Genomic DNA, 14,364 nt, shown 5'->3' with positions numbered 1-14,364 from the left:
ATTAAAATTAATTCTCAATACTTGACGAGATTGCGTCGTTTCAGCTATTATTGGCTAATAATCCAAAGGAGGGCTAATAACCTTTTGCAGATTTTATATGCTAGTGTGAGCCACTTCAATATTTTTCAATCTCTATTATAGCAACCGCTAATAGGGTTGCTACAGCGGTTTTCGCAGTAATGAGGTACACTTAATTGATCCTCAGAATTAAGCGATTGGTTTGTTAATTTCTGCTACTGTACCTCATAAGAGAGGGAACCGCTGTATATCGCCAGAAAGCGACTGGAATCATTTTTAATGCCATTGATGAGCGTTTCGACTACGGAGAAATCCGAGAAATCAGTATTGGGGCCATACAGGGTGTCGTTATCGTCACCGTAGCACATACTGAAAGAAATGAAGTTATCCGCATCATCTCTGCAAGAAAAGCCACTCGTCAAGAAAAAAATACCTACTATGACTATCTCGCCGAAACGACTTGAAGAATTAGAAAATATTCCAGAATCTGCAATCGATACCTCTGATATTCCTGAATTAGATGTGAATTTTTGGGAAAAAGCAAAACTGGTAAAACCACTGACAAAACAAGCTATTTCTTTAAGAGTTGATAGCGATATATTAGATTGGTTTAAAAGCCAAGGAAAAGGTTATCAATCTCTGATGAATGCTGTGCTGCGCTCTTATGTTGAACATCACATAAAGAGCAGTTAATAAATATGCGATCGCCCTTTTTTTCCTTTTGTCCGTGAAGCGTAGATAATAATATTACTGTCAAGCAGCATTATTCATCCCTACCTGGAAGTGGACGATCTTGACGCAAATCTCGCTGCCATTCCACTGGATTGCTAATATCAGCCAAGACATTCCCGCGATCGCGCTGATTTAGGAGGATGTCAAGAATACGACGATCTCAAGTGCGAGCGATCGCCCGATCTTCTCAAAGTGCCTCAAGCACAGCCATCCCAAAGTGCGATCGCTTTTTCAGCTCTCCCCACAGACTCAACCCCGTTGGAGCCAAAACCAGTAGTTGTCAGGCATCGGTGCGATCGATGTTCTCTGAAAGAAAATAACCTTCTGTATCATAAGACACATTTTCATGACTAATATTTGTTTACCATAGCCGCGTGTGAGTTTTTTCTTTGTGATTTCTAAATCGCTGAACGGTTACAAACCAGATGTAGTTTTGACCTGAATTCATTGGAACTGATTCCCACAGAATCTTTGGGTGTGCCACAGGGTGAAGATGAGGTAATAAATCTGTGCAATGTTGATATCGATGATTTTGATTCAACTTAGTACGCACTCTCGTCATCTATTTTCTTGCCAATAACCGAAATCCAACCGGATATGACACTAAATTGTCACCAAGATAAACCGCGAAGTGATTCCGTCGAGCTACTCTCATCTTTTAAAGCGTGCCAAAAAAGGCATTCTCGGTTACCTGCGACTAAAAATGTTGGGTAAATCCACCAGAATAGCGATGATTTACTTTGACTAACCTTTATTTTTTTCACAACTACTCGTCCTGTAATCCCCAATCGAAATAACCATGAGTGGAAACGAATCCCGCGTTCAAGCAATTTCTCAAATCGTCAATCGCAAGCTGATGCCGCCCAAGCCTCCCAAACGATTGGAAGATATGTGGGCAACAGATGTTTTCAGTCTGAGCAAGATGCAAGAAAGTCTGCCAAAAAGTATCTTTAAGTCAGTAAAAAATACGATCCAAACTGGCGAAAAGCTCGATGATTCTGTAGCTGATGTAGTTGCAGTAGCGATGAAAGACTGGGCTATTTCCAAAGGCGCACTCTACTATGCCCACGTATTTTACCCTCTCACCAATAGCACGGCTGAAAAGCATGATGGTTTCATCTCAGTCCAAAGTGATGGCTCCGTTATCTCAGAATTTGCAGGGAAAGTTCTCGTACAAGGCGAACCCGATGGCTCCTCATTTCCTAACGGCGGGATTCGCTCCACTGCTGCTGCTCGCGGATATACAGCCTGGGATGTCACCAGCCCAGCCTATGTAATGGAAACAGATAATGGAATGACTTTGTGCATTCCCACTGTTTTTATCTCCTGGACAGGTGAAGCTTTAGACAAGAAAACGCCGCTTTTACGTTCTATTGCCGCAATGAATAAAGCAGCAACGAGAGTATTAAAGCTGTTAGGAAATAATAAAGTTGCTCCAGTTAATTCCAGTTGCGGTGCAGAACAAGAATATTTCCTGGTTGATGCTAACTTTGCCAACAATCGCCCAGATTTACTATTAGCAGGTCGGACACTTTTTGGCAAACCTCCTGCTAAAGGCCAGCAATTTGATGACCATTATTTTGGTGCAATCCCAGAGCGGGTTCAAGTCTTCATGCAGGAAGTAGAAGAAAGAATGTACCGACTGGGAATTCCTGCCAAAACTCGCCATAATGAAGTAGCCCCTGGTCAGTTTGAAATTGCACCATTTTTTGAAGCAGCAAACGTCGCCAGCGATCACCAACAATTAACCATGACAATTCTTCGTAATACTGCGAAGAAACACGGTTTTATCTGCTTGCTGCACGAGAAACCTTTTGCAGGAATTAATGGTTCCGGCAAACACGTTAACTGGTCCGTCGGTAATGCTACCCAAGGAAACTTATTAGATCCCGGCGATACACCTCACTCAAACGTACAATTTTTAGTTTTCTGCGGTGCTGTTATTCGCGGAGTTCACAAATACGGTCCCCTTTTACGTGCTGTAGTTGCTACTGCTAGTAACGATCACCGATTGGGTGCTAATGAGGCTCCTCCAGCGATTATATCTGTCTATTTGGGTTCCCAATTAGAAGATGTGTTCGAGCAAATTCGTCAGGGAGGAGTTAAGGATTCTCAAGGCAAAGGAATCATGAATTTAGGCGTAGATACATTGCCTACTTTCGTCAAAGATGCGGGGGACAGAAATCGGACTTCGCCCTTTGCTTTTACTGGAAATCGGTTTGAATTTCGCGCCGTAGGTTCCGGCCAGTCTGTATCTGGCCCATTGGTAGCGATGAATACAATTTTGGCAGATTCTTTAGACTGGATTGCTAATAAATTAGAAGGCGATTTGGCGAAAGGAACTGAACTTAATGCTGCTATCCAAAATGTCCTCAAAGAAGTGATGGACGAACATGGTGCAGTTGTATTTGGTGGTAATGGCTATTCTGAGGAATGGCACAAAATGGCAGTTGAAGAACGAGGTTTAGCCAACTTGCGGACGACTGCTGATGCTTTGCCTGTTTTGAAGGAAGCTTACATTGAAGACTTGTTTAAAAAGACAGGTGTTCTTACTCCCGTTGAATTAGAAAGCCGTTTTGATGTATATGCAGAGCAATATTTGCTGGCAATTGAAGTCGAAGCGAAACTGGTGATAAGTATCGCAAAAACCATTATTTATCCCGCAGCATTGAGGTATTTGTCCGATCTTTCCAGCACGATTGCTGGCTTGAAAGAAGTTGGTATTGAATTGGAAAAGGAAACTGCCGAAAAAGTAGCAACGCTGGTTAAATCAATGATGGATAATGCCAGCAAATTGAGTGATGCTTTAAGTAATCATGATTTTGCTTCGACAGAAGAGCATATGCAGTACGCTTCGCAAACAATTCGTCCTTTGATGGATGAAGTGCGTAAGTATGCTGATGCTTTGGAAGCTGAAGTAGCTGATGATTTGTGGCCACTACCTACTTATCAGGAAATGTTGTTTGTTAAGTAATAGCAAATCTCGTTCATTGTAGGTGATATTGATAAGGATACAGCAATCCCGTATCCTTATCAATATCAGTTAGCCAGCTTCTCTTCTTGTTTACCTTCAGCTTTACCTTCAGCTTTACCTAAAGATACAGCACCTTGTTGATCGTATATAAACATTTCTCGCTTTTCTATCTCTTCCCTTTCTTCACGGCTTAAATTAGCTTGGTTGGCAATTTCAAATGCTTTATGAATAGCCGGAATACTATCCATTGTTTCGGGAACCTCAGTCAGGCTTCTGGCATATTTCATAAAATAAATCCATTTATCAGCAATAGTTTCCAGTTGAGCTAGTTCTTTGGTAAACTTGGGTAATTCTACAAACACTAACTCTATGTTATTGTCGGTATAAGGTAAATTAGTTTTTTCTTCTTTGTAAATAAAACGAGAAACCAGGCTATCGCTTTTAGCCAACATATTGAAATCAGTTATAGTTAAGGAAATGACAGGCTTCAGCATTCGGTAACCTTGTCCGGATTCTAATTGAAAAGCGTAAGTTTTAGCCGCATTGTATAAAACTCGTTTGCCAAAAGACTCTACGTTTAATACCTGCATTTCAATAATGACTATTGTGCCATCTTTGAGTTTGGCTTTGACATCCAGGTAGGTATCTTTCAATCCTTGGAGTGCTGGTGGGAGGTTGGGATTGATAATTTCTAAGTCTTCAATGGTGGGATTTCCGTCATATACCAGGGCATTGAGAAAGCTGATGAGAATATCTTTGCTTTCCGATGAACCGAATATTTTTTTGAATGCCCAATCTATTTTGGGATTAATAAAAATCATAATTGCGTTGATCTGTTGTTTCAATCTCTGATAGGATTATAGGAGATTCCGACAAAGGCTATCCTTCCCTCTCCCTATGGTTATTCAGTTTCAATCCCTAATAGGGATTATAGGAGATTCCGACGATTATAAAATTGCGGCTTAGTTGACAAATGATGTTTCAATCCCTAATAGGGATTATAGGAGATTCCGACCCGAATCTACGGTGACCGTACACCCATTAGCTAGTTTCAATCCCTAATAGGGATTATAGGAGATTCCGACATGTGGCTTAAAGAGCAGAAAATTAAGCTTTGGGGTTTCAATCCCTAATAGGGATTATAGGAGATTCCGACAGAATAATCGCTTACGCCATCTCAGAGAAACATCACGTTTCAATCCCTAATAGGGATTATAGGAGATTCCGACGAAGGATATATCAGATATCCCCCCCGCTTCAGATGTTTCAATCCCTAATAGGGATTATAGGAGATTCCGACCTCTATTTTCTTAAAATAAGATAATCTCATTTTGGTTTCAATCCCTAATAGGGATTATAGGAGATTCCGACCTTTTGCTTCAGGGGTTTTTAGTCGAATAAATGGTTTCAATCCCTAATAGGGATTATAGGAGATTCCGACCAGAGAAGAATAGTTCCCCTAGCCTTTACAAGGAGTTTCAATCCCTAATAGGGATTATAGGAGATTCCGACAAGACGATTGATATTGAGAACCTAAAAACATACGTCTGTTTCAATCCCTAATAGGGATTATAGGAGATTCCGACAAGAAGGCAGTTGCGATCGCAGAGGAGAAAATAGTTTCAATCCCTAATAGGGATTATAGGAGATTCCGACTCAAAGGAGAGGATGATATTCGATCCTGATACAGTTTCAATCCCTAATAGGGATTATAGGAGATTCCGACACGAACACTACTTTTTGCGATCCAAAAAAATTAGTTTCAATCCCTAATAGGGATTATAGGAGATTCCGACTATGGCGATCGCAGTAATCCCAAACAGTTTCGTGGTTTCAATCCCTAATAGGGATTATAGGAGATTCCGACTCAAAAGAGATCTTGCCTTCAGATGCCATGTTTCGGTTTCAATCCCTAATAGGGATTATAGGAGATTCCGACTAGCGGTCAATTCTCTATCGAATTAAAAAGTAAGGGTTTCAATCCCTAATAGGGATTATAGGAGATTCCGACAAAAGAATTCACCCATCCAGCAATGAAATCTATTGTTTCAATCCCTAATAGGGATTATAGGAGATTCCGACTTTGGCAGGGTTTGCCTCCCACTGTTGAGCGCGAGTGTTTCAATCCCTAATAGGGATTATAGGAGATTCCGACTATCGGTTGGATACGAGAGTTGGTAGCCGCATCTACCGTTTCAATCCCTAATAGGGATTATAGGAGATTCCGACTTGCAAGTATTGATTGGGCAATGTCCCATAAGCTATTTCGGGTTTCAATCCCTAATAGGGATTATAGGAGATTCCGACTAGAAAAAGCAGAAAGTAAAGTTGCGGGTTTTCGTGTTTCAATCCCTAATAGGGATTATAGGAGATTCCGACAATCACATTCAACGCACGCTCACTTATGGCATTTTTAGTTTCAATCCCTAATAGGGATTATAGGAGATTCCGACTTCTAGTTGATTTGTTTCCTGTGATCGTTGAAATGTTTCAATCCCTAATAGGGATTATAGGAGATTCCGACTTTCTTAGCATCAACTTCAAGTGCTTTTTCTAGCGTTTCAATCCCTAATAGGGATTATAGGAGATTCCGACTTGCCTGAATTAGAATCGGCAAAAGTCATACCAGAAGTTTCAATCCCTAATAGGGATTATAGGAGATTCCGACAGCGGTCTCTTGAAACCCATACAGTATTTAGTTTTCGAGGTACAGTTGCGCGGCTCAATTAAATATTAGCATTTCAGCGCCAGACTTTGGCAAGAGGCAAAGAAAAAAAACTCTGAAAACCTTCTCTGGTAAAGGTTTCAGGATTTGCGCGGCTGACAAAAACAAGGTAAATGCTTCAAACCTTTGTGGGATAAAGGATACAGCCAAAAATTTTGCCATATAAAAAAAAACACCTACCCACCCGCGCAATAACAGGAACGATCGCCTCACAAATGGTGTAAGGTGCGTTACCATACACTAACACACCCTACTACTAACTAACAACTAACCAATATCAAAATCCGAGAAAGGCTCAATTTTACCCTTCTGTCCAGACTTAGCATTTGTCGCCGCAGAATTCTGTAAATTAATCGCAGCTTGCGGCACAGATTGCGGAGTATCCTCAGATAGTTGAGGCGATGTCATTGGTGGAGGTGCAGGCGGTTTTTTCGCCCCATTTTGCTTACTTGTTTCATTCCACAATAACATCCCCAACAAACCATCAACTAAACCAGAACCTTGTCCATTGCCGCTAACCGCAACATCAGGTACAACTCGTACATTGCGATCGCCGATAATCTGCATCAACTGCAAAGCCGTATACCCCGACGCACCCAAAGCCACCACACCTGCGTGATAAGCTTCTGCTTGAGCATTACCTGTCACCCGAATAGATTCAGCTTCACCTGTCGCTTCTTTAATTCTGGCATTAGCATCAAGTTCAGCAATTTTTACCCCTTGTTCAGATTTCACCAAATCTTGCTGAATATCAGCAATTGCCGTTTCTCTGACTAACTGCTGACGCTGAGTTTGTGCCATTTGCTGCACTTCATACGTCTTCCTTTGTTCCTCAGCAATTTTCCGATCTGTTTGCGTCTGCATCAGTTCAGCAGGTGGTAAAATATCCCCAATTAAGGTATCAATTGCTTGAACATCATAGGCGCGAAGTGCCTGTTTAATATAATCAGCAGCTTCGGCTTGTCTTTCGGAACGAGCTGTCAGAAAATCTAATACTGTATAGTCTTGGGCTGAATTACGGAAATAGTTACCAATTGTTGGCTCCAATACATGGTCTACTAAATTTTGCATCAAGCCCACACGGGAGATAACTTTAGGTGCATCTAAAGCGCCAACGTGGATAATTTGAGAAACTTCCAAATCGAAGGCAAACCCATCAGTTGAACGAACAGTTAAAGAGGAAAGTTTCGAGTCATAACTATGGCGTTCCGTTCTCCCTGACCAATTTAACACAATATTAGTTGTTGGGACTAACTCTACTCGCAAAATGCGAGTATTTAGCGGATGTTTCCCAGGATAAAGAGGAGAAATCCATACCCCTTTATGTCCAGGATTGACTAAATTTCCATGAGTAAATGCTGCCCCACTGACATCTTCTTGTGCTTTCCCTACATAGGAAATCACCACGCCAACATAACCAATCGGAATTTCCGTCATCTCGGCTTGTTCAATCCCGACAAACCAAGGATTCAAGTTCCAAGAACCCGATAATAACACTTGTTCTTGTAAACCCCGTCTGCCTCCACCATTAATAAATTTCTGGGCATTTTGAAAGTGATCGTGATCTGGGATAATTGGACCTGCAATTTCCCCATCTTCAATCGCCTCGCCGTCAGAAGTAGTGACAATTCCCACTTTATCTGGGGCAATTTTGCACACCTTCAATTGTTCGGGTTTCATCCCATGCTGTCCAGCATTAGCAGCAGTTATTATAGTGAATAAAGCGGTATTAATTCGGTAAGTTCCTCCAGTCAAAATACCCAATTGACGACCTTTTTCGCCACCTCCTTTGAGGAATTTTCGCGCATCTTGGTAATTGTCGCAAGCCAGAATTTTTGCCAGAATCCGTTGCGGTGCAATTGAGCCGCCATCTGCGGCAACAATCAGAGCAATTTCCCCTTGAGGAATAACAGTAACTCCTTCTTTCTTAACACTATATTGCCACGGCCAATAACCCCAATGCCAACCTGGTGCCAGGGTATCCGCTTGATATCCCGGCTCTCCTTCTAAAGCGATTAAATGTCCCGGTGGTAAACCCTTACCTAAAAGTGAAAATTTCTTAACAACAATCCCTACTTCCCTTTCCCCAATTACTACTAATCCACCAAAAACCAAAGGGACAATAATAATCACCCCTCCGATTACAATCAGGGGAATCAATCCCCCAATATCAAACATCTGCATACTTTGATATTGAGGGGTATTGGCAGGTAATTGGGCGATAGGCGTAATGTTTAAGTTAGTTTTAATTGCCTTCGGTGTCGATTTAGCAACTGTTGAGGTTGCTGAAACATCTGTGGGAATTGCTTGCGCTTGTTTTACTCCTACTCCTATACTAGTTAGCGCTAGTGTCGTAATTAACGAGGCGGCGACGCGCTTCAGGATAGGAGTTTTGAGAGTTTTAGACTGTTTTTGCAATCGATTGGAATCTGTGGACTTGTGCATAATATCCTCCCTGTGGGAGGTACGTGTTATTAAGTCCGAAACTATGGTCTTTTTTTCCAGCTTGGGCGGGAAACCGTACAACTAATTCTGGTTTTCCGTTATTCAGCTTTTGTTACCTTGAATAACCTTATCGGACTCGATATCAACTTAGTTTAACTACTTTTTTAGAGAAGGTGGGAAAACTTAAACTTAAATTCATTATCCAGCTACAGAGGAGACACAATGTTAAGAATTAAGAATAAAACTGCATAAGGTAAAAATGGTGAGAGATATAGCAAAAGTCAAAAGTCACCCATTCAAAAGTCAGTGGGCTTGAGCCATCCAAACAAAATCACCAATAATTCTCTCAACTGGTAGTAAGGAATAGACTGCTAAATCAATGAAGACAGTCGTACCTTCCAACTTGAGAAATTGCCACTGATTACCATTACTGATACTACCATAGATAGTTGAAATGGGTTGTCCTTGTTCCTGATTAAAGCGTTGAGCCGCAACCATTTCCGCAATACACTGTCCAAAGCCCAATTTGAGATCTGTCTTTTTTGCTTCCACGATAACCACCGCTGGTGCTTCAATTTCCAACACTTCTGTTGAACGAGTCAACAAGAAATCGCATACCCCATTAAGGCCAACCGATTCATCAACATTGAAGTCTTCACCAGAGAAAAGACTGACTTGGCGATTGAGAAATCTCCTGACATCAATTAATAATGGATAGATAATACCTTCCGAACGAGCTTTTTCACTACCAGAAGTAGCCACAATCGGCAAAGTTTCCTGTAAGTAGTCTGAGAAACTCTGGGAGGGGGTAACTGGAGGAGTTTGAGGCAAAAAGCGACTCCCTTCAACGATAGTCAGTTGAAAAGCAGCTTTAGTTTGAGCGATGGTTTTAAATTGGCTGTAGGGCATGGTTATGTCCAGAGATTTCGACAAGCTGCGATATGAATAACAAGCTTGAGCGAGAGCTATCGCTTTTCCCTATTTTACAGAGGAATGTAGGCTGGATCTTGCTAGCGCTTAACCCAATTTGCAAGGAAAATAAAATTATCTATCTTTTCCCCATTCCCCTGAAGGAAGACAAGGAAGACAAGGGAAGTCTTGAGCAGAGGAGAAAACTTAAAACTCAAAACTCAAAACTCAAAACTCAAAACTCAAAACTCTCTTCCCCATTCCCTAATCCACCCCTTCAATCGGAGCAAAACCTTGGCGCTGAATATTCTCAGTCACCACACGGGGTTCCAAAAATTGGAGTAAATAATCTGAACCTCCCGCCTTAGAGCCAACCCCAGAAAGCTTAAAGCCACCAAAAGGTTGTCGCGCCACAATTGCCCCGGTAATCGTGCGATTGATATACAAATTACCCACTTCAAATTCCGCCGAAGCCTGAGTAATATGAGAAGGAGTACGAGAATATAAGCCGCCAGTCAAAGCAAAATTAGTCCCATTTGCCACCTTGAGCGCCTCTTGAAAATCCTTCACCCGAATCACAGCGATAACTGGACCAAATATTTCCTCCTGAGCAATCTTGCCATCGGGAGAAACATTACTAAAGATAGTTGGACTGACAAAATAACCCGTATCCGGTACAGGCATTTCTAAAGCAACTTCAGCTTCAGTACGTCCTTTTTCAATATAATCCAGAATGCGATCGCGTGCCTTCCCATCAATCACCGGACCTACTTTCGTACCAGGATCTTCAGCCAATCCAATATTTAGCGATCGCGTCGCTTCTACTAACCGCATCACAAAAGCATCATACACCGATTCTACCACAATTGCTCGCGAACAAGCCGAACATTTTTGACCGCTATAACCAAAAGCAGATTGCACCACACCTGCCACAGCCTGGTCGAGATCTGCACTTTCATCTACAATAATCCCATTCTTCCCACCCATCTCAGCAATCACCCGTTTGAGATGTTTTTGACCTGGTTGTAATATTGCCGCATCAGCATAAATTCGGCAACCTACTTCTTGGGAGCCAGTAAAAGCAATCAAATGAACATCGGGATGCTTCACCATATAAGCCCCCACTTGGGAACCCTTACCAGGCACATATTGAAATACCCCCTTCGGTATCCCAGCCTCTACCAAAATTTCCGTTAATTTTGCCGTAATTACTGACGAAGTTTCTGCTGGTTTCAGTAAAGTACAATTTCCCGCCGCCAATGCAGCAACAACCATCCCCGTAGCAATAGCCAAAGGAAAATTCCAGGGAGAAATTACCAAAGCAATCCCGCGCGGCTGATAAATATAGCGGTTATTTTCACCAGCGATATCGTAACTATACCCTCGCTCCAGTCGTTCCATTTCCAAAGCATAATAGCGACAGAAATCAATCGCCTCCGAAACCTCAGCATCAGCCTCCCGTAGAGCTTTCCCCACTTCCAAACATACCCAAGCCGATAATTCAGCACGACGATTTTCCATCAAATCTGCCGCCTTCCGCAAAATATCTCCTCGTACCTTTGCAGGAGTTTTCCGCCAGCCAGGAAAAGCAGCCTTTGCCGCTGCCAATGCCATATCCGCTTGTTCAATAGAAATCAGTCCAATTTTACCAACAACTTCACTAAAATTAGAAGGATTTACCGAAGTAACTGTTTCCGTTGTTTCTACATACTTACCATCAATTAAAGGCAAATAAACGTTACCCAATTCTTGACGAACAGCCTTCAAAGCCGCCCATCCTACCTCTCTTGCCTTCACCTGCGCATAATCAGTATCCGCCGCATTAAGAAAATTGGCAGCGGATGAGTTATCTGTGAGAGGCAAATTTGCTCCAATAGCGGATAATTTATCCGTTCCATCCGTTCTCCCATCCGTTATCCCATCTTTTACCAGTATCCCATCCGCTGCCCCATCCGCTGCTAATATTTTTGGTGCTGCTAATAATTCATCAATTGGTCGATCTTCCAAACTTTGACGCAAGAAAGAACTATTAGCCGTATTTTCCAATAAGCGCCGAATTAGATAAGCCATCCCAGGTAATAAATCCCCATAAGGAGCATAAACCCGCACCCGATGACCACGCTGAACTAAAGCTTTTGCTAATGGATCTCCCATCCCATATAATACCTGCATCTCGAAACGGCGACGTGGGATATTAAGATGTTCGGCAATAGCAATAGCTTTAGCTTGCGATCGCACGTTATGAGAACCAATCCCTGCATAAATATACTCATGATTTTCCAGCAATAGCTCAGTCATTTCCTCAAAATTAACATCGCTTGCCGCTTTCTCATTATAGACTGGTTGCGACCAATGATTTTGGATTGCTTTAATTGTTTCCTGATCCCAATATGCCCCCTTGACTAAACGAATAGTAATGGGATAGCCTCGTTTTTTCGCCCAATTAATTAAATCGCCCAAATCCTTTTTACTGTCTCGCAAATAGGCTTGGAGCGTCATTCCGATATCAGTGCGATCGCGAAATTCCTCTTCCATCAACAAGTCTTTCAGAATCGCGAGGGTCATGTCCTTATAGACATATTGTTCCATATCGAAGTGAACCGCTGCCCCCAACTCTTTAGCACGGCGCAGCAAAGTCCGGATGCGCGAGCAAACTCGTCCTTTACTCCCACGTTCATCTAGTGGGTCAAACTGAGAGTAAAATGCGGTAAGCTTGACAGATACCTGAACTTGTGGTAATTTTTCCTCATCAGCTATATCTATCTCCTTTACAGTTGACCAATTTTTGGCTTCTTGGGTCAACTGTGTCATCAAGTCTAAGTAGTTTTCTAAGTACGATTGAGCTTCTGTTTCTGTAATGACTGCTTCCCCTAACAAGTCTAGAGTGAAAGCCATTCTTTCTTTACGGAGTCGCTCAATAGTTTTGACTACTTGCTTAATAGTTTCCCCAGCAATATATTTATGGGCTAGGGTTTCTACTGCCGTGGAGACAGTTGTCGCTGCTATCTGTCCCGGCATAGAGTCGGGGTTAGCAAAATTAAGGAGGGTTTTCAGTGCGGCGGGTAGTTCTACAGACTCATCTCCCAAGTATTCTTGTAGGTGACGAGCAATTTCGGTTTTACTCCGCAAAGCGGGTAAAGTATCAATAAAGCGAAACAATTGCGCCCGTAAGCTAGGGTTACCCATTGCCCAAGCGAGTAATTTATCATCAAGGCGCATTTGGTCTTGGATTTGGGCGAAAAAGGAACGTTTTTGCCCAGTTGCGGCTAATAGTTGTTTCGCAATTTCAGTAGTTTTAGCTTCGTAGATGCTTTGATGAACTTGTAGAACCACAGGTGGTAGACTCCTATTTCTGGACAAGGCGATAGATCTCAAACTCTCGATTTTATATCAGATCTTGTCTTATTTTCAAGAATACCCACCCAAGCAGCGATCGAGCTGCGGTGCAAGTTGTGAGTTAAAATAACTCAAAAAATAATTTATATCAATTGCTGCATTTACAGCCAGATAGTTATAGCATTATGACACATGTAAAGTTACGATGCTCAGATATGTACAAAACATTGAGTGTGCATCCTAAACATATCCAAGACGTTCAACTGGCTTGGAGGAATAAGAGTCAACAGCAAGAGATCAACTCCAATGAAGCATTGGGGCGCTCTCTCTCCCTTGTCATTGATAACCTATTCCTCAAAGGCCAACCCGTCAATCGGACAAACTTTCTAGAAATTTGTCAGATATTGCAGTTGAATTGGCGAGAAGTCGCGGGATTGGATGTACGGGAGAATATGGTTTTCTCTAATCCTGCAAGTGAAACTTGGAGCAAAACCGACAGCACAACTATTATTAAACCAATTAGAACTGTTCAAAGCCGTACCGTTGACGAGGCAATCAACACTCTAGTTGCTACCCTCTGTCAAATGTTGGCCCAAATTACCCGCAAAGCAGGAAATTTAATTGGTGCGGATCGCACTAGTATATTTTTAATCGATCAACAAAGCAAAGAAGTCGGTTCCCTGATTGCTGAAGATGGGGCGGGTGGCTCTCTGATGATTGACGTTCCCATGAATAAAGGAATTGTAGGTCTGGCTGCTACAAAAGGTAAAGTGATCAATATGCCTTTTGATGTCTATGACGATCCTCGCTCCGAACAGGCCAAGAAGACCGATCTCAAAACAGGTTACCGCACCTACACGATTTTGGCTTGGCCTTTGTTGAACAAGCAACATGAGGTGGTGGCGATTGTCCAATTTATCAATAAGTTGAAGGGGGAGCGAAACCCTCAAGACGATTTATCTACCAGAATTGATCGCAATGGGTTTGCTCCAGAAGACGAAGTACTGTTTGGTAAATTCACGCCATCCCTCCTGGGAATTTTAGGAAAATGTCAGGTTTGTTACCAAATGGCTCAAAAAATTAAAGCTGGTGAAGAAATCACTCAAGGTGGAGTTGTCCTTCAGGAAGCTCAACTGATTGCGGAACTTAATCTGCGAGAGCAACAAATCCGCATGAGTCTTGACAAACTGTCCTAACCTCGCCACTCCCCACCAGTGAAGTATGA

8 protein-coding genes, 1 pseudogene and 1 CRISPR repeat array are annotated in these 14,364 nt (G+C 42.2%); of the genes and pseudogenes, 5 read left to right on the top strand and 4 right to left on the bottom strand.

The genetic code is table 11. The annotated features are described in order from the left end of the window. The first annotated feature begins 230 nt into the window (after window positions 1–230). From NJ959_RS30195 to NJ959_RS15320, 4 genes are all read left to right on the top strand, one after another. The gene (locus NJ959_RS30195; RefSeq protein WP_309242635.1) at window positions 231–482 is read left to right on the top strand and encodes a BrnT family toxin; all 252 of its coding nucleotides are present in this window, start codon (window positions 231–233) and stop codon (window positions 480–482) included. Next, on the top strand, window positions 457–711 hold the full coding sequence (locus tag NJ959_RS15330) for a BrnA antitoxin family protein (RefSeq protein WP_254012607.1): 255 nt from the start codon (window positions 457–459) through the stop codon (window positions 709–711). The genes NJ959_RS30195 and NJ959_RS15330 overlap by 26 nt, the downstream gene beginning before the upstream one ends. Before the next feature lie 179 nt (window positions 712–890). Beyond that, window positions 891–1,070: a hypothetical protein gene (locus NJ959_RS15325; protein ID WP_254012606.1), complete on the top strand. Its 180-nt coding sequence runs from the start codon at window positions 891–893 to the stop codon at window positions 1,068–1,070. A gap of 479 nt (window positions 1,071–1,549) precedes the next feature. After that, complete coding sequence (locus tag NJ959_RS15320) at window positions 1,550–3,724, top strand: glutamine synthetase III family protein (RefSeq protein ID WP_254012605.1); 2,175 nt, start codon at window positions 1,550–1,552, stop codon at window positions 3,722–3,724. An 83-nt stretch (window positions 3,725–3,807) separates the two neighbouring features. Here the strand turns inward: NJ959_RS15320 and NJ959_RS15315 are convergent. From NJ959_RS15315 to pruA, 4 genes and pseudogenes are all read right to left on the bottom strand, one after another. Then, window positions 3,808–4,545, bottom strand: a pseudogene (locus tag NJ959_RS15315) (Rpn family recombination-promoting nuclease/putative transposase); the annotation flags it as partial. An 87-nt stretch (window positions 4,546–4,632) separates the two neighbouring features. Further along, window positions 4,633–6,392: a CRISPR direct-repeat array (repeat unit 37 nt; unit sequence GTTTCAATCCCTAATAGGGATTATAGGAGATTCCGAC). 324 nt (window positions 6,393–6,716) lie between these two features. Then, on the bottom strand, window positions 6,717–8,894 hold the full coding sequence (locus tag NJ959_RS15310; RefSeq protein ID WP_254012603.1) for an SPFH domain-containing protein: 2,178 nt from the start codon (window positions 8,892–8,894) through the stop codon (window positions 6,717–6,719). A gap of 303 nt (window positions 8,895–9,197) precedes the next feature. Then, window positions 9,198–9,803 (bottom strand): hypothetical protein, encoded by a 606-nt coding sequence (locus NJ959_RS15305; protein ID WP_254012602.1) that lies wholly within the window; start codon window positions 9,801–9,803, stop codon window positions 9,198–9,200. 264 nt (window positions 9,804–10,067) lie between these two features. Next, window positions 10,068–13,136, bottom strand: a complete 3,069-nt coding sequence (gene pruA / locus NJ959_RS15300; protein ID WP_254012601.1) for an L-glutamate gamma-semialdehyde dehydrogenase — start codon at window positions 13,134–13,136, stop codon at window positions 10,068–10,070. A gap of 188 nt (window positions 13,137–13,324) precedes the next feature. Here pruA and NJ959_RS15295 point away from each other — a divergent pair, with 188 nt between their 5' ends. Further along, window positions 13,325–14,335 (top strand): GAF domain-containing protein, encoded by a 1,011-nt coding sequence (locus tag NJ959_RS15295; RefSeq protein WP_254012600.1) that lies wholly within the window; start codon window positions 13,325–13,327, stop codon window positions 14,333–14,335. The last annotated feature ends 29 nt before the right edge of the window (window positions 14,336–14,364 follow it).

The organism is Limnofasciculus baicalensis BBK-W-15 (genome assembly GCF_024178385.1).
Classification (GTDB): Bacteria; Cyanobacteriota; Cyanobacteriia; order Cyanobacteriales; family Coleofasciculaceae; genus Limnofasciculus; species Limnofasciculus baicalensis.
The sequence above is the reverse complement of the archived record's forward strand: the minus strand, read 5'-3'. Positions and strand labels throughout refer to the sequence as shown.

Coding starts and splice junctions, on each gene's coding strand:
- NJ959_RS15320 (WP_254012605.1), top strand. CDS start 1,550: ATGAGTGGAAACGAATCCCGCGTTCAAGCAATTTCTCAAATCGTCAAT.
- NJ959_RS15305 (WP_254012602.1), bottom strand. CDS start 9,803: ATGCCCTACAGCCAATTTAAAACCATCGCTCAAACTAAAGCTGCTTTT.
- NJ959_RS15295 (WP_254012600.1), top strand. CDS start 13,325: ATGACACATGTAAAGTTACGATGCTCAGATATGTACAAAACATTGAGT.
- NJ959_RS15330 (WP_254012607.1), top strand. CDS start 457: ATGACTATCTCGCCGAAACGACTTGAAGAATTAGAAAATATTCCAGAA.
- NJ959_RS15325 (WP_254012606.1), top strand. CDS start 891: ATGTCAAGAATACGACGATCTCAAGTGCGAGCGATCGCCCGATCTTCT.
- NJ959_RS15310 (WP_254012603.1), bottom strand. CDS start 8,894: ATGCACAAGTCCACAGATTCCAATCGATTGCAAAAACAGTCTAAAACT.